Raw genomic sequence first — 22,248 nt, forward strand, 5'->3', positions numbered from 1 at the left:
CATTGGTGCCGGCGGCATCGGTGGCATCCCCATTGGTGCCGGCGGCATCGGCGGCATCGCCATCGGTGCCGGCGTCATCGGCGGCGACGAGGACGGCGTCGCCGACCGGCGCGTACCCGGTGCCGGAGAGCTCGACCCGGCCGGAGGCGGTGACGATGGTCCGCAGGGTCATCTCGTTGCGGGTGAGCGTCCCGGTCTTGTCGGAGCAGATCACCGACGCCGACCCGAGGGTCTCGACCGAGTGCAGGTGCTTCATGACGGCGTTGCGCCGGGCCATGGCGCGGACCCCGATCGCCAGCACGACGGAGAGGATCGCGGGCAGGCCCTCGGGGACCGCGGCCACGGCGAGGGAGACCCCGAGCAGCAGGATGGTGACCCACTCCTGCGGGGAGTCGGCGCCCTGGACGAGGGCCAGGGTCGCCATGACGACCACGGCGATGCCGATGACGAGGGCGCCCAGGGTGCGCGAGACCTTGGCGATCTCGACCTGCAGCGGGGAGGGCTGCTGCTCGGTGCGGTCGAGCAGGGCGGCGATGTGGCCCATCTCGGACTGCATGCCGGTCGCGGTGACGACGGCGCGACCCACGCCCTCGACGACGGCGGTGCCCTTGTGGACCATGTTGACCCGGTCGGCGAGGGCGACCTCGCCGGAGAGGGACGTCGCGGACTTCACGGTGGCGGCCGACTCGCCGGTGAGCGCGGCCTCCTGGACCTTCAGGCCGCTGGCCTCCAGGAGCCGGGCGTCGGCGCCGACGGCGTCGCCCTCGCTGAGCAGGAGGACGTCACCGGGCACGAGGTCCGCGGACGGCAGCTCGGTCGGCCGGCCGTCGCGGAGCACGGAGGAGCTGGCGGCCGTCATCGTCGCCAGCGCGGCGACGGCGTCCTCGGCCTTGGCCTCCTGGACGAACCCGAGGACGGCGTTGAGGACGAGGATCGCGCCGATGACGATCGCGTCGACCGGCAGACCCTGGGCACCCTCGAGCACCCAGGCGGTGATGGAGACGACGATCGCGACGAGGAGGAGGTAGACGAGCGGGTCCTGGAACTGCGCGAGGACGCGTCGCCACAGCGGCACCCTGTCCGTGGAGCGCAGCTCGTTGGGTCCGTGCTCCGCGAGCCGGATCTCGACCTCGGTGCTGCTGAGCCCCACGTCCGGGTCGACCTCGAGGAGGTCCGAGAGCTCCCTCGCACCGGTCAGGTGCGGAGGAAGGGTGCGCGCGGTCGGGCTCCCGATGGCCACGACCTCATCCTCTCAGGCGGGCGGGCGTCGGCGGTCACCGGTCCCGGGCCCTGCGCCCGTCCCGGGTCAGGGCGGTGAAGCGCTCCACATCCTCGGTGCGACCGGCCAGCACCAGGTCGTCGCCGGCGTGGATGACCGTCTCGGGCACGGCATACACGAATCCCTCGACCGCCCGCTTGACCCCGACGACCGTGATGCGGTGGCGGGTGCGCAGGGCGGAGGTGGCCAGGTCCTGGTCCCAGGTCTGCGGCGGGGCGGCGGAGCGGGCGATGGCGAACCCGTCGTCGAACTCCAGGTAGTCCTGCAGGCCGCCGGTGACCATGTGCGCCACCCGCTGACCCATGATGAGCTCGGGGTAGATGACGTGGTGGGCGCCGATGCCGGTGAGGATCTTGCCGTGCTTGCGGGTGATGGCCTTGGCGTAGATCTCCGGGACACCGGCCTCCACGAGGGTGATGACCGCCAGCACGCTCGCCTCGATGTCGGAGCCGATCGCCACGACCGCGGCGTCGACGTCGGCGATCCCCAGCTGGCGCATGGCCTCGCCGTCGGTGGCGTCGGCCTGGACGGTGTGGGTGAACTCCTCGGCGAAGCGCTGGACGCGGTCGGGGTTCTCGTCGACCGCCAGGACGTCGACGCCCTGGCGCACGAGCGACTCGGCGACCGCCGAGCCGAAGCGGCCGAGCCCGACGACGAGCACGTCGCCGTGCCGGCGGGAGGTGCGTCGCGGGGCGGCACGACGGGGGAGGGGGGTGCGGTCAGCCGACAATGGGGCGCTCCTCGGGCAGGCGGTAGTGGCGGTGGTGGGTGTTGAGGGCCAGGGCGGCGGAGGCGACCGTGATGCTGCCGACCCGGCCGACGAACATGAGGACCATGAGGATCAGCTGGGCCGAGGCGGGCAGGTCGGCGGTGATCCCGGTGGACAGCCCGACCGTGGCGAAGGCGGAGACGACCTCGAAGGTGAGGTCGATGGCGGGCAGGTCGGTGAGGGCCATGACGGCCACGAGCGAGGTGGTGACCAGGGTCAGGGCGAGCACGACGACCGCCAGCGCCTGCCGCTGGACCGAGGTGGAGATGCGCCGCCGGCCGATGGCCACGTCCGGCTCGCCGCGGATCTCGGCCAGCACGACGTAGGCCAGCACCAGGAAGGTCGTGACCTTGATCCCCCCGGCCGTGCCCGCGCTGCCGCCCCCGATGAACATCAGCACGGTCGTGACCGTCTCGGTCTCGTCGCTGACGAGGGCGTAGTCGACGCTGTTGAAACCGGCCGTGCGGGGGAAGGCGCCGCCCGCGAGGGCGCCGAGGGCCTGGCCGCCCGGGCCCAGCTGGGCCAGCGTCCCGCCCGCCGCGGACTCGAACAGCCAGAACAGGGCGGTGCCGAGGACGAGCAGCACCAGGCTGCCGTTGACGGTCAGCCGGGTGTGCACGCTCCACCGGGAGGGGCGCCGCCACCCGCGGCGGAGCTCGCGCAGGACCGGCAGCCCGAGGCCGCCCAGCACCACGGCGACGACCAGCGGCAGGATGATCCAGCCGTCGGCCACGAACGGGATGAGGTTGTCGGTCCACAGCGCGAACCCGGCGTTGTTGAACGCCGAGCCGGCGTGGAAGACCCCGTGCCACAGCGCGGTGGGCCAGCCCAGGTCGTAGCCGGCCCGGAACCGGGCGGTCAGGACCACCGCCACGGCCGTCTCGACGACGAGCATGACCACCACGATGCGTCCGACGACCCGCCGCACGTCGCCGAGCGACCCGGCGTGCGTCTCGGCCTGGGCCACCAGCGCCCCCCGGATGCCCAGCCGCCCGCGCACGGTCAGGGCGAGCAGCGGGCCAGCGCCATGACCCCCGCACCGCCGACGTGGATCAGGGCCAGGATCACGGCCTGGCCGAACGGGGTCCAGTAGGTCGCGGTGTCGACGGTGATCAGACCGGTGACGCACAGCGCGGACACGGTGGTGAAGGCGGCGACCATGGGGTCGGCGGGCGACCCCGGCGTCCGGGACGCCGGCAGCAGGAGCAGGACCGTCCCGACGACGGCCGCCACGGCGAACGCGGCGGTCACCAGTCGCGCGGGCCGGGCCCAGGAGGCACCCACGAACCGCCATCATCCGCCTGTCGGGACGGCGATGGCAAGCGGGTCGTCCAGGGCGGCCCGGCGACGATCCCCTAGTAGCGGCCCGGCGACGATCCCCTAGTAGACGAAGAACGGGAAGACGCTGCGGTCGTGCGCGTGCACGATGGCGAAGAAGACCACGGCGTCGAAGAGCAGGTGGATGATCACGACGTACGTCAAGGACTTGGTCCGGGTGAAGATCCACCCCTGCAGCAGCGCGAACGGGATCGTCAGCAGCGGCCCCCACGAGCGGTAGCCCAGCTCCCACAGGAACGACACGAAGATGACCGCCTGCAGCACGTTGGCCTGCCACAGCGGCAAGTGCCGGCGCAGCAGCGCGAAGCAGATGCAGATGAAGAACAGCTCGTCCCACAGGCCGACCGCGTTGACCCCGACGAAGAACCGCCCGAACTCGCTCGGGGTCTGGATCGGCGGCCAGTTCTGGTAGGCCCCGGAGTTGATGAAGTAGGACGGCAGGATCAGGTAGCCCAGCACCGGGACCGCGACGACGTAGGCCCACTGCATCCGCGTCCAGCGCCGCCCGGTGAACCACGGGAACCGGATCGCCGGCTCGCGCCGGTAGACGAGCCGGTCGACGAGCACCGGCACCAGCACCGCCGCACCCAGGACGAACCCGAGCCGGAAGAACATCGGCCAGCTGATGTCGGCCTCCACCGAGGTCGTCGACACGATGGTGATGCCGATCCCGATGAGCAGCAGGTCCCGGAAGAGGGGACGGTGGATCAGGTATGCCGCGACGAGGCTGAGCGCGAGCACGACGTGCCCCGGCCAGCCCACCATCAGGGCGAAGAGGAGGAAGGCCGAGAGGGAGACACCGGCCGCGGGCAGCAGTCCCAGCAGGGGTGCCGGACCGTCGGGTCCCGTCACGGCGGGACCGCCGCGCTCGGAGTCCTTGGTCGTCGGGCCGGCGCGGTCGGCGGGCGTCGGGTTCGGCGGGGGCACGGCGACCACCGTAGTGGTGGGCGGGGGCACCGGGCGAGGGAGCGGTGGCGCAGCGGCCCGCGGGCGCTCGGACGTCGACGGGACGCCAGGAGGCGATGGCCGGTGCCGGAGGATCACCCCTCCTCGCGGCCGACCTCCACGGCGATGTCGACCTCGTTGCCCTCCGGGTCGGCAATGGTGGTCCCGAAGGGAGCCTCGGCGTCCCGGACGACCCGGCCACCGGCCCGCAGGGCCGCGTCGATCCGGGCCTGCGCCTGGTCGTCGGGGACGAAGACGTCGACGTGGACCCGGTTGCGCTGGGCCCGCCGGGCGGTGTCGCCGGCCTCCATCGGCTGCAGGAAGAACGGTATGGCGAGCCCCCGCGGGTCCACCAGGTCGGTGACCTCCGGCCGGGGGTCCTCGACGTAGCCGAGCGCGGCGGCCCAGAACCGGCGCACCGTGGGGACGTCCACGGCGTCGATGCCCACCTGCACGAACCGCGGTCGGTCGACGTCCGCCCGCAGCCCGAGGTCCCGTGCCGCCCGTTGCACCTGCGCGGCCAGCGGGCGGTAGCCCTCGTCCATCTCCCAGCGGTCCTTGCCGGTGTCGACGGTTACGACGACCTCGCCGTCGGCGGAGGCGCGCAGGTCCACCCCGAGCGGCAGCCCTGCCTCGTCGGCGAGCCGTGCCACCGCCTCGGCCAGGTCCACGGCCGGTCCGCCGGCGGGTGCGAGGTAGCAGGCCATCGCGGAGAAGACCAGACGCCAGTCCTCGGTCCCCGGGTCCTCCCACCGGTCGGCACCCTCGACGAGCGGGAGCAGGTCGACCTCGTTGCCCTCCGCGTCAGCGACCGTGGCGTAGTAGCCGTGCTCGGCCACGGACCGGGCTCCGAGGTCCCGGACGGCGGCCAGCGCCGCCACCGCCACCGGCTGAGGGGTGACGACGTCCAGGTGCAGCCGGTTGCGCAGCGGCCGGAGCTCGTCCTGCTCCTGGAACCAGACCGACGGCAGGCGTCGGCCGGGGTCGACGAGGTCCTCCTCACCGAGGGCCTCATGTCCCAGGACCGTCTGCCAGAACGGCACGACCGCCGCGTGGTCGAGCGCATCCATCGTCAGCTGCACGTCCTGCACCGTCGTCGGGTCCGCCCGCAGCCCCAGCCGCGCGGCGGCCGCGGAGACCGTGCGGGCCCGGTCGAGCTCCTCCGGGCCGTACCCCTCCGGGGGACGGCGCAGCTGCACGCGGACCCCGCCGGGACGCAGGTCCAGGTCCGGCAACCGGCCTCCTGCGGCGTCGGCGACCGCACGCGCCAGGGCGGCCCCCGACCGCAGGGACGACGTCCCGAACCACGCCACCACGCCCCAGCCCAGCGCGCGCCAGTCGGCCATGCCGTCCGCGTGCTGCAGCTCGCGGGCGGTCAGCGGTCGATCGCCGGTGTCCATTCGGTCACGGTCCCACCGGAGGGTGCCGGTGACAAGGCCCCGGGGAGGCTGGATCCGGGCAGGCTCGGCCCGGCGGTGCAGGTGCGGTGTGGCCCCGGGCTCTCAGGCCTCGGCGCCGACGTGAGCAGCCTCGGCGGGCGCGCTCTGCATACCCCAGGCCTCCGCGAGCAGCCGGTAGGAGCGCCGCCGCATCTCCGGATCGTAGGTGTAGGTCGTCACGATGAGCTCGTCCAGCTCGTGCGCGGCGGCGAACTCCTCCAGCTGGGGCACCACGGTCTCCGGCGTGCCCACCATCCGCACCGCCTGGTGCGCCTGGGCCAGCGGCATCAGCTGCGCCGGGACCACCTCGGACAGGTCGTGCACCGGAGGGTCGATCGGCGCGGGCTGCCCGCTGCGGATGCGGATCGCCATGAGCTGGGCGGAGGTGAAGAGGAAGTCTGCCTCCTCCTGGGTCGGCGCGACGAGCACGTTGACGCCGGCCATCGTCGTCGGCCGGTCCACCTGGGCGGTCTCTGCGTCGGGGTTGAAGCGGTCGCGGTAGACCAGGAACGCCTCGCGGATCTGGTCCGGGGCGAAGTGCGAGGCGAAGCTGAACGGCAGCCCCAGCGCCGCCGCCACCTGGGCGCCGCCGGTCGAGGAGCCGAGCATCCACAGCGGCACGTGGGTGCCCTCGCCGGGGATCGCGCGGACCCGGGCGTCGGGGCGCGGGTCCCCGAGGTAGCCCTGCAGCCCCATGACGTCGGCGGCGAAGTCGTTGAGCTGCCCGCTGCCCCGCGCCAGCGCCGCGGCGGTCATCGGGTCCGTGCCCGGCGCGCGGCCAAGGCCCAGGTCGAAGCGGTCGCCGTAGAGGGTGGCGAGCGTGCCGTAGTACTCCGCGACCATGAGCGGGGAGTGGTTGGGCAGCATGACGCCGCCGGAGCCGAGCCGGATCCGACCGGTGTGCTGCGCGAGGTGGCCCAGCAGCAGCGAGGTCGCCGAGGCCATGAACGCCTCCGACCCGTGGTGCTCGGCCACCCACAGCCGGTGGTAGCCCAGCCGGTCCACCTCCTGCGCCAGCTGCGTCGAGGCCTCCAGCGCGTCCCGCGGGGTCATCCCCTGGGACCGGGGGGCGAGCTCGAGGACGGACAGGGGGACACGACGGTTCGAGGTGGGCATGCAGGCGACAACGACGAGACCCTCCGGGGTATGCCGTGGGCCGGCGCCCCTGCCCGAGCGCCCGTGCGACACCTCGACCCGGGCGCTCCCGCGACCTCGACCCGGGCGCTCCCGCGATGTCGTTCTCACCCCGAGGTGGCGTGGCCGTCTGATTGCTCACATCCGGGCGTCTTTCGGAGCCGTTCCCTGGCGTGTCGTCCCCGCCCGGCGGAGAATGAAGGTGGGGCGACGTCGCCCCGGAGCAGGAGAAGAACGATGAACAAGGAGCTGACCCGCACCACCAACCCGCTCGCCGAGATGCTCGAGTGGTTGGACCTCGCTGGACCCAAGGGACGCAAGGGGGTGGGGCTGGCGCCGTTCGTCCGGGTGGAGGACTTCGTCGAGGACGGCAGCTACGTGCTGCGGGCCGAGGTGCCCGGGCTGGATCCCGAGAAGGACGTCGAGGTGACCGTCCAGGGCGACGTGCTCACCATCAGCGGCGAGCGCCGCGAGGAGAAGAAGGACCGCAACCACCAGGAGTTCCACTACGGCTCCTTCCGCCGCAGCCTGACCCTGCCCCCGGGGGCGGACGCCGACGCGGTCGAGGCCTCCTGCACCGACGGGGTGCTCGAGGTGAAGGTGCCGGTGGCGGGCGAGGACAAGGGAGCTCGGACCGTGCCGGTGAAGCGGTCATGAAGGCCTTCCCCGGAGCCCGGATCGTCATGGCGGCCACCCACGTGGGCGAGCCCACGCGGGACGGGCGGATCGTGGAGGTCCGCGGCGAGGACGGCGGTCCGCCCTACGTCGTCGAGTGGTCCGACGGGCACACGGGGCTGATCTTCCCCGGGCCCGGCTCGGTGCTGCACGTCTCGGAGACGCACGACGACGGGGAACCCCCCGCGGACTGGGGACCGGGTATGCCGTCGCCCGCGGGCGAGGGTGCGCCCGCCGTCCCGGTCGCTGGGGCTGGTGCTCCGGAGGCCGGCGGGCCAGGCGCGGAGCAGCCCGGCCACGTGCGGGAGTGGACGGTCCGGATCTCGATCTACGAGTCCGGCGACGACACCCACGCCCAGGCGGTGCTGCTCGGCGACTCCCCGCAGCACCTCAAGGCCGCAGGGGACAGCCACCGCGCGCCCGACGACCCGGTCGTCCCGGAGATCGGCGACGAGGTGGCTGCGGGCCGCGCCCTGCGGCACCTGGCCGAACGCCTGCTGGTCACCGCCGACGACGACATCGCCGCCGTCACCGGCGAGGACGCGCACGTGCGCCGCAGCTGACCTGACGCCTGTCACTGCCGCTTCCCCGCCCCGGCTGGCACAGTGGGGCGGGTGAGCGAGCGCGACCCCGCCGTGACGTGGGACTGGATGAGCGGGGCCGTCTGGCTGCTCTTCCTCGCCTTCCCGGTCGTCGCGATCTGGGCCACCGACCAGGCCCTCGCGTGGCAGGTGGGGATGACCGTCCTGGTCGCTCTGTTCGCCGCCGGCTACGTGGGGACGGTCAAGCCGGTGACCGAGCTGGTGTCGGTCGGCCGGCACGGCCGGGCCCGCCGCGTCGGGTGGTGGGGGCTGCTGGGGCTGACCGTCCTGGCCCTGCTGCTCGGCTGGCAGCTCGGTCCGAACGCGATGACGACGTTCCCGTTCCTGCTGTCGCTGCCGGTGTTCTTCCTGCCGTGGCGCCAGGTCTGGGTCGTCTCAGCCGTGATGCTGGCCCTCATCGTGCCGCTCACCCTGCTGGCCTGGGGGATCTGGCCCTCGGCCATGCTCTGGGGGATCGCGGTCATGGTGCTGGGCATCGTCGTCCTGTCCAGGTACGCCGACGAGCGTCGCGACCACCACCGGGCGACGAAGTCGCGGCTGGCCGTGGTCGAGGAGCGTGAGCGGGTGGCGCGGGACGTGCACGACGTGCTGGGCCACTCCCTGACCGTCGTGACGGTCAAGACCGAGCTCGCGCAGCGGCTGGTCGACGTCGACCCCGAGCGGGCCAAGGCCGAGCTCGCCGAGGTGCAGCAGCTCTCCCGGCAGGCGCTCGCCGAGATCAGGGCCACCGTCGGCGGGCTGCGGGTCGCCCGGCTGGCCGACGAGGTCGGGTCCGCCCACGGGGCGCTGGCCGGCGCCGGGATCATGGCGGACCTGCCCGAGGACCTGTCGGTCGTCGACCCCCGCCACCGGATCACGTTGGCGTGGGTCCTGCGCGAGGCCGTGACCAACGTCGTGCGGCACAGCAGGGCCACCCGGTGCGCGGTCGAGCTGGGACCCGGCTCGATCGTGGTGACCGACGACGGCCGCGGCCTGCGCGGCCGGGGTGAGGGCAACGGCATACGCGGGTTGCGGGAACGGGTGGAGCAGGCCGGTGGACGGCTGCACCTGGGGCCCGGCCCCGACGGGACCGGGACGCGGCTGGAGGTGCAGCTGTGATCCGGGTGCTGCTCGCCGACGATCAGGCGCTCGTGCGCGGAGCCCTGGCCGCCCTGCTGGACCTGGAGCCCGACATCGAGGTGGTGGCCCAGGTCGGGCGCGGCGACGAGGTCGTGGAGGCGGTGCGGCGCACCTCGCCCGACGTGTGCCTGCTGGACATCGAGATGCCCGGGCTGGACGGGATCGCGGCCGTGGAGGCGCTGCGGGCCGCTGGGCTGGGGGTGCGCCCGCTGATGGTGACGACGTTCGGGCGCCCCGGGTACCTGCGGCGGGCGATGGACGCGGGGGCCAGCGGCTTCGTCGTCAAGGACACGCCGGCGCCCGAGCTGGCCGAGGCGGTGCGGCGGGTGCACGCCGGGATGCGGGTGGTCGACCCGGCGCTGGCGACCGCGTCGCTGACCGGTGGCCCCAATCCGCTGACCGACCGGGAGCGGGACGTGCTGCGCGAGGCGCTCGACGGGGCGACCGTGCAGCGGATCGCCGGACGGCTCTACCTCTCGCCGGGGACGGTGCGCAACTACCTGTCCTCGGCGATCGGCAAGACCGGGGCGACGACGCGGGTCGAGGCAGCTCGGGCGGCCGAGGACAATGGGTGGTTGTGAGCAGCCACGGGGGACAGCGGAACGGCGTCGCGGAGGCGCAAGCGGACGTGCGCGAGGTCTACCACGGCGGGTGGCTCGGACCCCTGGTGGCGGCCGTGGTCTGGCTGGCCGCCGGCCTGACGGCCGACCGGACGGGGATGGGCGTGGGGTCGGCCGTGCTCTTCCTGGGCGGGGTGCTCATCCCGCCGGTCTCGATGGCCGGGAACCGGCTGCTGGGGGACCGGGCGGACCTGCCGGCGGGGCATCCCATGCGGGGTCTGGCGATGCAGTCGGCGTTCGGGATGGTGGCCGGGCTGCTGGCGGTGTGGTTGCTCGCCGGAGTCGTGCCCGGTGCCTTCTTCCCGCTGGCCATGGTGGTCGTGGGCGCGCACTACTTCACATTCACCCATCTCTACGGTGAGGTCGCGTTCCTCGTCGGCGGGGTGGTCCAGGTGCTGGCGGGACTGGTCGTCCTGGTGGGTGACACGGGAGAGACGCTGGGCGCCTACGTGATGGCCGGGCTGCTGGTGCTGATGTCGGTGGCGCTGCTGCTGCGGCACCGGGCCCGGTCTGCGGCGTAGGGGCCCGGTCGCGGGGCGCCGGAACCCGTCGAGCGGCTCGGGTGGGGACGTCGCGGCCTGTCGGGCGGGGTGCCGGTCAGTCCTCGCTGGACAGGCGTCGCAACATCGCCGTGGCCTCGTCGTCGTGCGGGTCCAGCTCGGCCGCACGGCGCAGGTGCTCGACCGCCGTCTCGCGCCGGCCCTCGATCTCGGCCGCCCACCCCGTCATGAACCACAGCTGGGCGGACTCCGGACGGACCTGCCGCCACAGCTCCAGCACCGGCTGGGCGAGGTCGGTGCGGTGCATCTCGATCAACCCCCACACGGCGTCCACGAACCCGGCGTCGTCACGGTCGGCGTCCACCGACCCCTCGTCGTCACGGACGTCCACGAACCCGTCGTCGTCACGGCCTACGTCCACGGTCGGCCGGCTCTCGGCCGCGAGCCGCCGGTAGAGGTCGACGGCCGCGGGCACGCCCGACGCCTGGAGCACCGGCCCCAGCGCCACGGTGACGGGCGGGACGGGGGGCGGGGCCGGTGGCATACCCAGGAGCACGTCGAGCGCCGCCCGGGTGAGGGACAGGAGCGGCGCGGTGTTGCTGCCGCTGAGCACGCTCACCCCGAGTCCGCGACCGGGGAGCAGGACCAGGTTGCTCTCGAAGCCCGGGTCGGTGCCGGAGTGGTTCACCACCGCGTGGCCGCGGTAGGTGCCGGTGAACCAGCCGAGCGCCATCTGCGCGTGCCAGTCCCCCTCGCTCGCGTCGCCCGTGGGCGTCCACATCAGCTCGTGGGTGGCCGGCGACAGCAGCCCCGCGCCGCCGGCCAGGTGGGCGACGATCCACCGGCCCAGCTCGGCTGCGCTGCTGTGCAGGCTCGAGCTCGGCGCGTGCGGTCGCGTGTAGGGGTAGGCCCCCTCCACCACCCGCGGCGGCAGCCCCAGGTGCGGCGTGACCGCGAGGTGCGGCGGGACGTCGGAGCGCAGGAAGGTGCTCGTCCGCATCCCCACCGGGTCCAGCACCCGCTCCCTCAGCACGTCCTCGAACGACCGGCCGCTTACGGTCGCGACGAGGTGCCCGAGCAGCTCGTAGGCGGCGTTGGAGTAGGCGTACGCCGTGCCCGGGTCGCGCTCCAGCGGCCAGCCGGCGACCTCCGCGGCGAAGCGGGCCAGCGCATCGTCGTCCAGCTCCGGCTCGTGCCAGCGGTAGTCGGTCACGTCCCCCAGCCCGGACCGGTGGGACAGCAGCTGCCGCGGCGTGATCCGGTGAGCCCGCGGATCGGCCCAGGGCAGGTCCGGCAGGTATGCCGTGACGCGGCCGTCGAGGTCGAGCCGGCCCTCCTCGACCAGCTGGAGCACGGCCGTGGCCACGAACGTCTTGGAGACGGAGGCCAGGTGGAACAGGGTGTCGGGGGTCACCGGGTCAGCGGTCGCGGTGTTCCTGGTGCCGAAACCCCGGGCCAGGACCTGGTCCGCGCCGTGGACCACGGAGAGCGCCACTCCGGGCAGCGCCCAGGCGCGGACGACGTGCTCGACGAAGGGCCACAACGACGTCTCGATGCGGTGCTCGACCTGGGCGTGGCCCACTCGTCCAGGGTAGTGCTGATGAGCCTGGTCGGACCGGTCACCGCCGGCTCGGACACGGGCGGGTCGGCTCGGGCCTGAACGTCAGGGCTCGCGGCATACTCGGGTCATGAGCGACCGGTCCCTCACGGAGGAGGACCTCGACCCCGCCGCCGACGTGGCCCCGCGCCTCTCGCTGGTGAACGATCCCGACGAGATCCTGCACCTGGTGTGCTGCCGGGACCCGGAGTGGAGGTACGGCTGGTGCGGGGCTGACGGCGGCGACCTTAACTACGCCGCTCGGACGCTGTGCACCATGTGCGTCGAGGTGGGGGAGGAGCGTCTGCCGGGCTTCCTGCACAACGACCCGATGATCTGCCCGATGGACCTGCACCCCTGCCCCGACGGGCACGAGGTCGACCTGCGGATCCTGGGGGAGATCAGCCCCTGACCGTGGTTGCGTGGTTGCGTGGTTGCGTGGTCCGTGGTGCCGGTCGGCCGGGTCGCGCTACTGTCGGGCATGCGCAGGTCAGGAGGGACGTGGTCGGGGCGGGTGCAGGCACGCGGGGACGTCGTCGCCCGGTCGGCGTTACTGTCGCGCTCGGGGTCTCGGCGTGCATCGCCCCGAGCGGGTTCGAGACGGTCGGTCGGACGGGGGTCGTGTCGGTCGACGGTGACCTGGCGGTCGTCTGGGACAGCTGCGGGGACGAGGACGTCGCCGCCGTCGTGATGCACGGTGACCGCAGAGGGCTGGACCCCGACGAGGAGAACCCGATCATCGGCACGTGGGAGATGGGCGAGCGCAACCGGGAGGAGCAGGCCTTCGTCCCGGGCGCGGCCGACGACCCGCCGCAGCTCGACCCGGCCAAGGGGTACATCGTGCAGGCCCTGCCCGAGGGCGGTGTGGAGAACCTTCCCGGGGTGCACTTCACTCTTGAGGACGTGGCCGGGCTGGAGCCTGGCGAGGTGCTCGTCGGAGCCGAGGACGGCAGCTTCGTCGGAACCTGGGAGGACCTCACCGACTGCTGACACCCGACCGGCCGCATCACCTCGGCCCTGTCCTGCCCAGCCCAGCACCTCAGCCGTAGAACGGCTGCTGCTCCTGCGGGTCCGCCGGGACCACGTCGACCGTGCCCAGCGCGACCAGTTCGTCCACGGCCTCCCGGGTCCCTCCGATCCCGGCCCAGTGGGGGTCGGTGTCGTAGGCGATGCACCAGGCCCGGTCGTCCGGCCATACGAACGCGGGCACCAGGTCGCCGCGGGGCACGCCAGGAGCGATCGGCCCAGCACCCCAGTCGCCCAGGTCGGACAGCGGCCCCCGGAAGAGGTGGTAGCTGCGGTGCGGGTGGTGGACCGTCGGCCCGCCCAGCACGTCCGGCGGGAAGGCCGGCGTGCCGGGCCGGCTCTCGGAACGGCCGTCGTCGTGCAGGGTCATGACCATCGTCGCCCCCTCGTGCAGGTCGCCCCAGCCGTCCCACAGGCAGTGCCAGGCGTCGTCGGGGGTGCGGGTATGCCGTCGCAGCACCTCCACGACGGTGCGCAGCTGGTCGAGTTCCCGGGGGAGGTCGTCCCCGCCGTCGTGGTCGTTCTCGGACTGCCCCGGGCGGGTGGGGTCGGGGATGCACCGCAGCCGGGCGTAGGCCTCGAAACCCACCGGGCCGAAGAGGGACAGCTGCGGCCACGGTCGGCCGTGCTCCACGAGCCAGTCGGCCGGCGAGCCGTCGTGGACCGGCCGCAGGGTCATCGGTCCGCCTCCGGGCCGAGGTCACTGGCCAGCAGGCCGTGCAGGTGCTCGTCGTGGTGGACGCCGTCGGCGTAGCGGTAGGACTCCCGCATCGTCCCCTCGTGGCGGAACCCGGCGGCGAGGGCCACGGCGCAGGAGCCGGCGTTCTCCACGGCGTGGAACAGGTAGAGCCGGTGCAGCCCGAGCCGGCCGAACGCGAACCGGGACGCGGCTCCGACGGCGCGCACGGCATACCCCTGTCTTCTCGCCCATGGCGCGACCCAGTAGCCGATCTCCGCGTCCCCCTGGTCCCGGTCGACCTTGTAGACCGACACCGAGCCGACGAGCCGGTCGGTCGGGTCGGCGACCGCCCAGGACGCGTGGTCGGCATCGCTCCAGTCGTTGCGCGAGCTCATGAAGCGTTCGACGGCGTCCGGACCGTACGCGCCGGGGTTCCACAGGGCGATCGCCTCGTCGGCGAAGGCGGCCTCGAGGTCGGCGACGTCGTCGGGGCGGTAGGCGCGCAGGACGATCCCCGGCGCCTCGACACGCACCGGCGAGGACGGGGGAGTCGTCATCCGGTCAGCGTAGGGGGTTAGGTTCGTCCTGCACGCGGACGCCGCAGAGACGGAGCACGAATGGTCGGGGCCACCGAGGAGACGTGGCAGCAGCGGGAGGAACGACGTCGTCAGGTCGCCCGGGAGGCGCGGCTGACGGCCCGCGAACCCGCCGGCTGGGGACCGCGGCTGGTGCTCGCCGCCGCCACGCTCGCCTGGCTGGCCGCCCTGGCGTGGCTGGCCGCGACCCTGCCAGAGCGCGTACCCACGCACTGGTCGGGCGGCGGCACGCCGGACGGGTGGTCGAGCCGGGCCTCCGCGCTGGGCTTCGTGCTCCTCGTGCCGGTGCTGCTGATCTTCCCGATGCTGTGGCTCTCCCGCCTGGCGATGATCTGGCCGGCCGGGATCAACGCCCCCCACAAGGAGTGGTGGCTGGACCGGCCGCGGCGGCTGGTGCGCTTCGAGCGACTGCTTCGCGAGGACCTCATGGTGATCGTCGGGTTGACGGTCCTGCTCGTGGTGGGGATCGAGCTGGTCATGGGGTATGCCGCGCACCAGCCGGGCGGGACGGTGCCCGGGTGGTGGTTCCTCGCGCTGACCGGGGGCTACGTCGTAGCGCTGACGCTGGTCACCGTCCGCATGATGACCGGGTCGCGCTACCGGCCCGACGACGACGACCCGGAGCTGGCGTGAGCCCCGCGATGCCGGAGGGACCGGCGGCGCTTGCTCCCGAGTGGCGCAGCCCGTGGTGGCGGCTCTTCGACCGGCCGCACGACCCCCGGCCGCCGCGGCGCCGGCCCGGCTCGACCGCCTGCTCGCGCGGCTGGTGCCGGCCGGGACGGGCCGGCACACCACGCTCCCCGGTGCGGACGGCGGGCCGGAGGTCACGGCATACCTGTACGAGGCGCCGGACCGCCCGCGGCCCTCCGGTGCGCTGCTGTGGATGCACGGCGGCGGGATGGTCGTGGGCGCCCCGTGGATCGACCACCGGCTGTGCGACCGGCTGGCGCGCGAGCTGGGGCTGCTCGTGGTGAGCGTGGACTACCGGCTGGCGCCGGAGCACCCGTTCCCGGCGGCGGTCGAGGACTGCTGGGCCGCGCTGGAGTGGTTGCACGGGCGCGCCGACGAGCTGGGCGTCGATCCCGCGCGGATCGGGGTGGCCGGGGCCAGCGCCGGTGGTGGGCTGGCGGCGTCGGTGGCCCAGATGGCCTACGACCGTGGGCTGCCGCTGGCGTTCCAGGGCCTGGTCTACCCGATGCTCGACGACCGCACGGTGCTGCGCGAGGATCACGGCGGGCGCGGGACGATGGTGGGGACGATGGTGTGGACGCCCGCGCACGACCGGGACGCGTGGGGCTGGTACCTCGGCCACCCCGTCCGCGCGGAGGAGGACCGCGCGTATGCCGTGCCCGCCCGCCGCGACGACCTCGCCGGGCTGGCGCCGGCCTGGGTGGGGGTCGGCACGGCCGACCTGTTCCACGACGAGGACGTGGCGTACGCCGAGCGGCTGCGTGATGCCGGGGTGCCGGTGGAGCTCGTCGTCGTGCCGGGTATGCCGCACGCGGCGGACATGGTCCCGGGACTCGTTGCGGCGCAAAGCTTTCGGGCGAGCTTCGTGACGGCCGTGGACCGTGCCGTCGGCGGTCGCGCCCGGGAGCGTCAGTCGGAGTAGAGGCGGTTGCGGGAGGTCAGGACCTGCAGGTCGACGGCGGGACCGTCGATCGTCGCGGTGCTCGGGATGGTCGTCCACGGGCCGCCGTCGACGCTGACCTCGCCGCCGTACTCGACGGAGATGGAGGGCGCGACGTCGGCGGCGGTGTCGTAGGTGTGCGTGAGGTCGCCGTCCGGGTAGGGGCCGCCCAGGCTCGAGGTCGGGCCGATCGCCGTCCCGTCCCCGGTGAGGTAGGTGGCGCCGACGAGCGTGGGACGGATCCGGACCTGCCGGCCCACGAGCGTGGTGGTGTCGATCTCGGAGGGGGAGAAGCCGGCGTCGGGCCAGACGAGCTCGAAGTAGACCGGCAGGTTCACCAGGGCGGTGCCGTCGGGCGGCTGGAGGACGGTTTGGGGAAGGGCGAAGTCGGTGCGGTGGAACTGCTCGACGATCATCGCCTCGGTCAGCTCGACCGCCGGTTCGCCGCTGCGTGCCGGGACCGAGTCGGTGAAGCAGGTCGGGCCGATCGGCTCCCACGTGGTGGGGTCGGTGCCGTCGGCGTAACCGGTGCGCCGGTAGATGATCGACCGCGGCCCGCTCGACTCGGGGACGTTCTCCTCGCAGAAGCTGATGGCGAACCCGCAGATCTCCAGCCGCGGGGCTCGGGGGAGTTGGGCGGGATGCAGTCGATGACGGCGACGTAGTCGTACCAGGCCGTGGGGGACTCCGGGGAGACGGCAGGTGGGTAGGAGTCGGCGAGGGCATGGGTCTGTTCGACCGTGAGGCCGACGTCTATCCCGTCGCCTCGGCCCAAACCAGCCTTGAAGCGGCCACCGTCGTCTCCGCCCTCCGGCGGGTCTGAAATTCCAGAGGCGACTAGCAGCAAAAGGGCAAGAACCGCATTCATCGCTGGCCGATCTTGATGGCCTCTACCTTCCACCGGTCTTGCCAGCTCAGTTCGAACACGGCTGGCGTGACCTCACCGGCTTCTTGAATCTCAGCTTCCACACGCGCCTTGGACCCCATGAGAGCCACGGTGTCCACTGAAGTTTGAAAGAGGGCCTCGCCTGCCGGGTTCGCCTCGGCATCCGCCACCAGTTCGCTGCAGGACTGACAATCAGCCGTACTCAGTTCGATGACCTCTCCGCCTTCGCCAGTGACAAACGCGTCGTTCAGTTCCTCCATGTAGTGCTCGACGAAAGCTTCGGCACCCTGCTCGGTCTGGTCCAACGCCGGTGCCGCCTCCTCCGTCGGCTCCTCGCTCGTCGGCTCCGGCTCGGTCGTCACCTCGGTGTCATCCGCCGGCGCGGCTGGCTCTGCCGTCGCCGTCGTCAGCGAGTCCTCGCTCGTCGGTGGGGCGGATGGCTCCCCGGAGGTGTCGCAGGCGCTCAGGGTCAGCAGCGCGGACACGGCAACGATCAGGGTGCGTCTCAAGGATCCCCTCCAGGGTCTGCAGCCACGCACGGGCCGCGGGCGAACGGACCGAGCCAGTCTGCCCCAGCCCGGCCCAAGAATCCGTTGTCCACAGGTAAAGACTTGGTAAGCCTCACGAGCCGCTCCGTGGCGCAGTCGATCGTGGCCCCCTGAAGGGCATCGATCGACTGCACGACGCGAGACGGTGCCCACCCACGCCCAGGGTCCAGACGTCGCGAGCACGCCCGGGCCCCAGGCCCCCGATCTTAGCTCCCCGCGACCGCCTGCTCGTGCGCCCGCGCCTTCCACACCGACTCCGCCGAGTCCCACGTCGCGATGGTCACGACCACCACGATGAGTATCGTCCGCCACAGCGGCACGTCCCCGACCGGCACGGTCTCGGGCAGGCGCTCGCTGATCAGCCCGTCGACGTAGACCCACCACGCGACAAGGGCCACGAGCGCGGCGTTCTGCGCCACGTTGAACCACGCCGCCGGCCAGGACCAGTACCCGCGGTAGAGCTTGAGCACCTCGACCCCGGCCCAGGCCAGCGTCAGGACGACGAGCATCCAGCGTCCGTCGTAGGCGGCCTCGGTGAACAGCGGCACCCGCTCGTCACCGACCGGGATCGACGGGTTCGGGCCGAACGCCACCAGCATCCCCGCCAGCGAGGCGAACACCAGCCCGACGATCGACTCCGACCGGGGCACGTCCCGCTCGGCCGCCGGCGGCAGCCAGTCGGGGTTTCAGGCGAGCCCGCGCTCCATACCCTCCAGCCCGGGACGGGCCTGCTCGTTCCGTTCGGCGACCGCGAAGCCGAGGGTCACCCAGAACGCGACCTGCACGGCCGTCATGAGCGCCGCCCCCAGACCCTCGCCGACGACGACGAACGGGTTGCGCTCGCCGTCGACCACGGTCACGACCATGGTGATGACCGCCACCAGGGCGGGCACGAACGACAGCAGGAGCACCAGCACCCGGCGCCACAGCGGGTAGACCGCCGGGCCGATGAGGTGCAGCTCGCGGCCGGTGTACGTCGCGGCCAGCCGCTCCGGGTCGCCCAGCTCGACGAGGACGTCCCGCTCCACCTCGGCGGGGTCGGGCCCCGTCCGGGCCCGCACCTTCTCCTCGATCGAGGCGCGCAGCTCCTGCCCCACGTGGGGCCGCTCCTCCACCGGCAGCCGGCGCACGACGGCGTGGACATAACGATCGCGAAGGGACGACATGGTCCCCGTCCTTCCCGGAGCCACCCCGATCAGGCTCCTGCTCCTATTGTGCTCCTGCTGCCCCGTCGTCGGGAGGGCGGGGACCCGGTCGCACGGCCTGTCGGGCTCGCCGTGTTGGAATGGGTCAGGCCCCCGGAGGGTCCTGCCGGTCCGACGGGCCGGTCGCAGGTCAGGAGCCGGCACGGGTGCCGGAGAAGCAGTGGTGCAGACGGTATGAAGTGGTTGCTCGGCACGGCCGTGCTCGGCCTCGGTGTCACGGTCGCGGTGGGGGTGACGGCGAACTCCGCGGTCGACGAGGCCGACGAGGTCGGGGAGGTCGTCACCGTCCACCGGGTGGTCGACGGCGACACCCTCGACGTCGTGCGCGACGGGGAGACGGTGCGCGTGCGCCTGCTCAACGTCGACACCCCCGAGACCAAGCACCCGGGCCGGGCGGTCGAGTGCCTGGGGCCGGAGGCGACCGCGTTCCTGGCCGACCGGCTGCCGGTGGGGACCGAGGTCGAGCTGGAGTACGACCAAGACCGGACCGACCGCTACGGCCGCGACCTCGCCGGGGTGTTCCTCGACGACTCTCTCGTCAACGCGGAGATCGCACGGGCAGGCCTGGGGGTCCCCGTCTACTTCGCCCCCAACGACCTGTTCCTCGACGAGGTCGAGGCGGCGCTCGAGGAGGCGCAGGCGGCGGGTCGGGGGATGTACGACCCCGCCCAGGAGTGCACCTTCACCGCTCGCGCGCAGCAGGTCGAGGATCAGGTGGCCCAGGCCGAGGAGACGGTGAAGACCGACCCCGAGGCGGGGGAGGAGGCGTCCGATCGCGCGGTCGAGTCGGCCGACGCGCTGCTCCTGCTCCTCACCGACGTCGAACCGGACTCGCTGTCCGCCGCAGGTCTGACCGTCGGTGAGCTGGACCGGTTGCGCCAGGACGTGCAGGGTATGCGGTCACGCGCCCAGGAGGTGCACGTCGCCGCCGAGGAGGCCAGGGAGCTGGCCGAGCGGGAGAAGGCGGAGCAGGAGGCCGAGGAGAAGGCCGAGCGGGAGCGCGAGGAGAAGGCTGCCCAGGAGGAGGCGGAGCGCCGGGAGGCCGCCGATCGGGAGGCCGCGGAGCGCCAGGCCGTCCAGCGCGCCGAGGCTGATCGCGTCGCCGCCGAGCGTGCGGAGGCGGAGCGGATCGCTGCCGAGCGGGCCGAGGCGGAGCGGCAGGCGAACTCGCCCCCGGCGCCGCAACCCGTTCCTCAGCCCCAGCCAGCCCCGCAGCCGCCGCCCCAGCCAGCCCCGCAGCCGCAACCGGCGCCTCCGCCCCCGCCGCCGGCGAGCCAGCCGGGAGCCGGGTACACCGGTTGCCGGGCCTACGTCGGCGGGCCCTACGTCGACGACCAGGGGCGCTTCTACACCCCGATCGACTGCGAGACGAAGCTGCCGCTCGTGCCGTAACGGCCCACCACATCTGGACAACAAGGTCTGGACGGAAACGCACCCGCGGGTGCACAATCTAACTGTGTTAGGTAACCCGAACAGAGATAGGCAGGCCGAACGACGTCAGGCGACCCGGCTGGAGATCCTCGACGCGGCGTGGGAGCTGGCCCGCGAACGAGGTCTGGCCGACATCACCCTGCGCCAGGTGGCCGAGCGGGTCGGTATGAGGGCGCCGTCGCTCTACACGCACTTCGACTCCAAGCACGCGATCTACGACGCGATGTTCGGGCAGGCGTGGACCGAGTGCCTCGCGGTCTGCCGGGCGTCGCTGCCCGAGATCCCCGACGAGACCCGGGCCGCCCTGCGCGTCGTCGCGCGCACGTTCTTCGACTTCGCCGTCGAGGACGTGCCGCGGCACCAGCTCATGAACCTGCGCACCATTCCCGGCTTCGAGCCCACCCCCGAGTCCTACGCACCGGCCGTCGAGGTGATGGACCTGGCCCGGGACATCTTCGTGCGGCACGGCATCACCGCCCAGGAGGACCTGGACCTCTGGGTCGCCCTGGTCGGCGGGCTGGTGGACAGTCAGCACGCGAACGACCCCGGGGGTGACCGGTGGAGCCGGCTGCTCGACCGGGCCGTGGACATGTATGTCGACAACCTCGACCTGCGGAGGCAAGCCCCGGCAGGTTCTCCTCGGAAGGAACCCTCATGAGTGCTCCACCCACCTCGCCCACCACCGACCGGGCCCACGCGCGGCGTCCCGGCATCGACCGGCAGGTCGCCCGACGGTTGGCGACGACCGAGTACGACCGGGTGGGCGACCTCCTCGAACGGCTCACCCCCGAGCAGTGGGCCGCCCCCACCGACTGTCCGGGCTGGGACGTCCGGGCGATGGCCGGCCACATGCTCGGGATGATGCAGGCGGTGGCCAGCCGGCGAGAGCTGGTCCGCCAGGTGGTTGCGACGCTTCGGGCCCGGGGCAGCGGCGAGCTGATGATCGACGTCCTCACGGCCCTGCAGGTGCGCCGGAACGCCTCGATGACGCCCGCGGAGGTCGTGGCGGAGGTCCGACGCACCGCCCTCCGAGCCGTCCGTGGGCGGACGGGTCTGCCCGACGTCCTGCGCCGGCAGTCGATGGCCGACGAGCAGTACGGCTGGTGGACGTTCGCCTACCTGATCGACGTGATCTTCACCCGCGACCCCTTCATGCACCGCATCGACATCTCCCGGGCCACCGGGATCCCCATGGTGGCCACGCCCCAGCACGAGGGGGTGATCGTCGACGACGTCGTCAAGGAGTGGGCCGGTCGGCACGGCTCCCCGTTCGTGCTCGAGCTCACCGGTCCCGCGGGCGGGCGGTGGCAGGAGGGCGAGGACGGTGAGCGCATCTCGATGGACGCGTTCGAGTTCTGCCGTGCCGTCAGCGGGCGAGCCCCGGTGACCGGTCTGCTGACCACCCAGGTGCCGTTCTGAGCGGCCGTTCCCCGGGTCCCGCGGAGCCTTCCCGGCGACACGCCGGGGCGACACACCGGGGCGACCGCGCCTGACCTGCGGGTCTGTAGAACCGCCCGGGACGGGGTGTTGCATCTGGGGGCGGAGCGGCATACGATCGCAACATCTAGTAGTTACAGCACTGTGGTTCCTCCACATGTTGTGCACAGCTAGAGGACGTGTTCCCACATGTCATCCACAGGTCGTCCCCAGATCAGCACACAGGACGCCCCCGTCAGGGGGTGTCGAAGTCGTGCTGCCCGCACCCTCGAGGAGGAGAGTCGTGCACTGCCCCTTCTGCCGTCACACCGACTCCCGGGTCGTCGACAGCCGCGTCCAGGAGGAGGGCACCGTCATCCGCCGGCGCCGCCAGTGCCCCGAGTGCGGGCGCCGGTTCGGCACCGTGGAGACGGCCACCCTCTCGGTCATCAAGCGGTCCGGGGTGACCGAGCCGTTCAGCCGGGACAAGGTCATCACCGGCGTCCGCAAGGCCTGCCAGGGCCGCCCGGTCACCGACGACCAGCTCCAGATCCTGGCTCAGCAGGTCGAGGAGACCATCCGCTCGCAGGGGCAGGCGGAGGTCGACGCGCACGAGGTCGGCCTGGCGATCCTCGACCCCCTGCGCTGCCTCGACGAGGTGGCCTACCTGCGCTTCGCCTCGGTCTACCAGGCGTTCGACTCGCTCGGGGACTTCGAGCAGGCGATCACGCTCCTGCGGACCGAGCAGGACGCGCAGCTCTCACCACCAGGGGGTATGCGGTAGCACCGCACCTTCGCAGGCCACCGGGTATGT

26 protein-coding genes and 1 pseudogene are annotated in these 22,248 nt (G+C 72.9%); 13 read left to right on the plus strand and 14 right to left on the minus strand.

The genetic code is table 11. The features are described 5' to 3' along the window. Positions 1-199: 199 nt before the first annotated feature. The 7 genes and pseudogenes from ACQ95T_RS05545 to ACQ95T_RS05575 form a co-directional block, all read right to left on the minus strand. Positions 200-1,240, minus strand: a pseudogene (locus ACQ95T_RS05545) (cation-transporting P-type ATPase); the annotation flags it as partial. Between the two features lie 34 nt (positions 1,241-1,274). Further along, on the minus strand, positions 1,275-2,009 hold the full coding sequence (locus ACQ95T_RS05550) for a potassium channel family protein (protein ID WP_425940084.1): 735 nt from the start codon (positions 2,007-2,009) through the stop codon (positions 1,275-1,277). Beyond that, on the minus strand, positions 1,999-3,048 hold the full coding sequence (locus tag ACQ95T_RS05555; RefSeq protein WP_431473620.1) for a potassium transporter TrkG: 1,050 nt from the start codon (positions 3,046-3,048) through the stop codon (positions 1,999-2,001). Before ACQ95T_RS05555 ends, ACQ95T_RS05550 begins: the two co-directional genes overlap by 11 nt. Positions 3,049-3,050: 2 nt before the next feature. Further along, a complete protein-coding gene (locus ACQ95T_RS05560; RefSeq protein ID WP_431473621.1) occupies positions 3,051-3,332 on the minus strand; it encodes a hypothetical protein in 282 nt (93 codons plus the stop codon). 96 nt (positions 3,333-3,428) lie between these two features. Beyond that, the gene (locus ACQ95T_RS05565) at positions 3,429-4,313 is read right to left on the minus strand and encodes a CPBP family glutamic-type intramembrane protease (protein WP_425940088.1); all 885 of its coding nucleotides are present in this window, start codon (positions 4,311-4,313) and stop codon (positions 3,429-3,431) included. A gap of 113 nt (positions 4,314-4,426) precedes the next feature. Beyond that, entirely contained in the window at positions 4,427-5,731 is a 1,305-nt protein-coding gene (locus ACQ95T_RS05570) for a VOC family protein (RefSeq protein WP_425940090.1), read from the minus strand. A 102-nt stretch (positions 5,732-5,833) separates the two neighbouring features. Next, positions 5,834-6,886, minus strand: a complete 1,053-nt coding sequence (locus ACQ95T_RS05575) for an LLM class flavin-dependent oxidoreductase (protein ID WP_425940092.1) — start codon at positions 6,884-6,886, stop codon at positions 5,834-5,836. A gap of 255 nt (positions 6,887-7,141) precedes the next feature. Here ACQ95T_RS05575 and ACQ95T_RS05580 point away from each other — a divergent pair, with 255 nt between their 5' ends. From ACQ95T_RS05580 to ACQ95T_RS05600, 5 genes are read left to right on the plus strand one after another with little or no spacing between them, the layout of a single operon-like run. Further along, positions 7,142-7,561, plus strand: coding sequence for an Hsp20/alpha crystallin family protein (locus ACQ95T_RS05580; protein WP_425940094.1), 420 nt, complete (start codon positions 7,142-7,144; stop codon positions 7,559-7,561). Continuing rightward, positions 7,558-8,142 (plus strand): dsRBD fold-containing protein, encoded by a 585-nt coding sequence (locus ACQ95T_RS05585; protein ID WP_425940096.1) that lies wholly within the window; start codon positions 7,558-7,560, stop codon positions 8,140-8,142. The genes ACQ95T_RS05580 and ACQ95T_RS05585 overlap by 4 nt, the downstream gene beginning before the upstream one ends. A gap of 51 nt (positions 8,143-8,193) precedes the next feature. Continuing rightward, positions 8,194-9,279 carry a sensor histidine kinase gene (locus tag ACQ95T_RS05590; RefSeq protein ID WP_425940097.1) on the plus strand — a complete coding sequence of 362 codons (1,086 nt, stop codon included), beginning with the start codon at positions 8,194-8,196 and terminating at the stop codon, positions 9,277-9,279. Further along, on the plus strand, positions 9,276-9,881 hold the full coding sequence (locus ACQ95T_RS05595) for a response regulator (protein ID WP_425940099.1): 606 nt from the start codon (positions 9,276-9,278) through the stop codon (positions 9,879-9,881). The genes ACQ95T_RS05590 and ACQ95T_RS05595 overlap by 4 nt, the downstream gene beginning before the upstream one ends. Beyond that, positions 9,872-10,441 (plus strand): DUF7010 family protein, encoded by a 570-nt coding sequence (locus ACQ95T_RS05600; RefSeq protein WP_431473622.1) that lies wholly within the window; start codon positions 9,872-9,874, stop codon positions 10,439-10,441. The genes ACQ95T_RS05595 and ACQ95T_RS05600 overlap by 10 nt, the downstream gene beginning before the upstream one ends. 76 nt (positions 10,442-10,517) lie before the next feature. On the opposite strand, the gene ACQ95T_RS05605 is transcribed toward ACQ95T_RS05600, so the two are convergent. After that, positions 10,518-12,002 carry a serine hydrolase gene (locus tag ACQ95T_RS05605; protein WP_425940103.1) on the minus strand — a complete coding sequence of 495 codons (1,485 nt, stop codon included), beginning with the start codon at positions 12,000-12,002 and terminating at the stop codon, positions 10,518-10,520. Positions 12,003-12,108: 106 nt separating this feature from the next. Here ACQ95T_RS05605 and ACQ95T_RS05610 point away from each other — a divergent pair, with 106 nt between their 5' ends. Together ACQ95T_RS05610 and ACQ95T_RS05615 are read left to right on the plus strand one after the other, a co-directional pair. Next, positions 12,109-12,429: a hypothetical protein gene (locus ACQ95T_RS05610; RefSeq protein ID WP_425940104.1), complete on the plus strand. Its 321-nt coding sequence runs from the start codon at positions 12,109-12,111 to the stop codon at positions 12,427-12,429. Positions 12,430-12,638: 209 nt separating this feature from the next. Further along, positions 12,639-13,007 (plus strand): hypothetical protein, encoded by a 369-nt coding sequence (locus ACQ95T_RS05615; protein WP_431473623.1) that lies wholly within the window; start codon positions 12,639-12,641, stop codon positions 13,005-13,007. A 49-nt stretch (positions 13,008-13,056) separates the two neighbouring features. Here the strand turns inward: ACQ95T_RS05615 and ACQ95T_RS05620 are convergent, their stop codons facing one another. Then, positions 13,057-13,722 (minus strand): hypothetical protein, encoded by a 666-nt coding sequence (locus ACQ95T_RS05620; RefSeq protein ID WP_425940107.1) that lies wholly within the window; start codon positions 13,720-13,722, stop codon positions 13,057-13,059. Then, the gene (locus ACQ95T_RS05625; RefSeq protein WP_425940109.1) at positions 13,719-14,279 is read right to left on the minus strand and encodes a GNAT family N-acetyltransferase; all 561 of its coding nucleotides are present in this window, start codon (positions 14,277-14,279) and stop codon (positions 13,719-13,721) included. The genes ACQ95T_RS05620 and ACQ95T_RS05625 overlap by 4 nt, the downstream gene beginning before the upstream one ends. A gap of 60 nt (positions 14,280-14,339) precedes the next feature. On the opposite strand from ACQ95T_RS05625, the gene ACQ95T_RS05630 reads away from it, so the two are divergent. Together ACQ95T_RS05630 and ACQ95T_RS05635 are read left to right on the plus strand one after the other, a co-directional pair. Continuing rightward, positions 14,340-14,951, plus strand: coding sequence for a DUF1648 domain-containing protein (locus ACQ95T_RS05630; protein WP_425940111.1), 612 nt, complete (start codon positions 14,340-14,342; stop codon positions 14,949-14,951). Between the two features lie 55 nt (positions 14,952-15,006). Continuing rightward, complete coding sequence (locus ACQ95T_RS05635) at positions 15,007-15,930, plus strand: alpha/beta hydrolase (RefSeq protein ID WP_431473624.1); 924 nt, start codon at positions 15,007-15,009, stop codon at positions 15,928-15,930. Here the strand turns inward: ACQ95T_RS05635 and ACQ95T_RS05640 are convergent. The 4 genes from ACQ95T_RS05640 to ACQ95T_RS05655 all read right to left on the minus strand — a co-directional run bounded on the left by ACQ95T_RS05640 (position 15,918) and on the right by ACQ95T_RS05655 (position 18,548). After that, a complete protein-coding gene (locus ACQ95T_RS05640) occupies positions 15,918-16,364 on the minus strand; it encodes a hypothetical protein (protein WP_431473625.1) in 447 nt (148 codons plus the stop codon). The two genes, ACQ95T_RS05635 and ACQ95T_RS05640, sit on opposite strands and share 13 nt — an antisense overlap. 448 nt (positions 16,365-16,812) lie before the next feature. After that, positions 16,813-17,319 carry a DUF6318 family protein gene (locus ACQ95T_RS05645; protein ID WP_425940116.1) on the minus strand — a complete coding sequence of 169 codons (507 nt, stop codon included), beginning with the start codon at positions 17,317-17,319 and terminating at the stop codon, positions 16,813-16,815. A gap of 269 nt (positions 17,320-17,588) precedes the next feature. Further along, complete coding sequence (locus tag ACQ95T_RS05650; protein WP_431473626.1) at positions 17,589-18,032, minus strand: hypothetical protein; 444 nt, start codon at positions 18,030-18,032, stop codon at positions 17,589-17,591. A 36-nt stretch (positions 18,033-18,068) separates the two neighbouring features. Next, positions 18,069-18,548 carry a hypothetical protein gene (locus ACQ95T_RS05655; RefSeq protein ID WP_431473627.1) on the minus strand — a complete coding sequence of 160 codons (480 nt, stop codon included), beginning with the start codon at positions 18,546-18,548 and terminating at the stop codon, positions 18,069-18,071. Between the two features lie 213 nt (positions 18,549-18,761). On the opposite strand from ACQ95T_RS05655, the gene ACQ95T_RS05660 reads away from it, so the two are divergent. From ACQ95T_RS05660 to nrdR, 4 genes are all read left to right on the plus strand, one after another. Beyond that, the gene (locus ACQ95T_RS05660) at positions 18,762-19,979 is read left to right on the plus strand and encodes a thermonuclease family protein (RefSeq protein WP_425940119.1); all 1,218 of its coding nucleotides are present in this window, start codon (positions 18,762-18,764) and stop codon (positions 19,977-19,979) included. Between the two features lie 64 nt (positions 19,980-20,043). Then, positions 20,044-20,676 (plus strand): TetR/AcrR family transcriptional regulator, encoded by a 633-nt coding sequence (locus tag ACQ95T_RS05665; protein ID WP_425940121.1) that lies wholly within the window; start codon positions 20,044-20,046, stop codon positions 20,674-20,676. Beyond that, the gene (locus ACQ95T_RS05670; RefSeq protein ID WP_425940123.1) at positions 20,673-21,437 is read left to right on the plus strand and encodes a maleylpyruvate isomerase family mycothiol-dependent enzyme; all 765 of its coding nucleotides are present in this window, start codon (positions 20,673-20,675) and stop codon (positions 21,435-21,437) included. Before ACQ95T_RS05665 ends, ACQ95T_RS05670 begins: the two co-directional genes overlap by 4 nt. Positions 21,438-21,738: 301 nt before the next feature. After that, positions 21,739-22,218, plus strand: coding sequence for a transcriptional regulator NrdR (nrdR, locus tag ACQ95T_RS05675; protein ID WP_425940125.1), 480 nt, complete (start codon positions 21,739-21,741; stop codon positions 22,216-22,218). Positions 22,219-22,248 lie beyond the last annotated feature (30 nt).

Source organism: Ornithinimicrobium carbonis (genome assembly GCF_050703245.1).
GTDB lineage: Bacteria > Actinomycetota > Actinomycetes > Actinomycetales > Dermatophilaceae > Ornithinicoccus.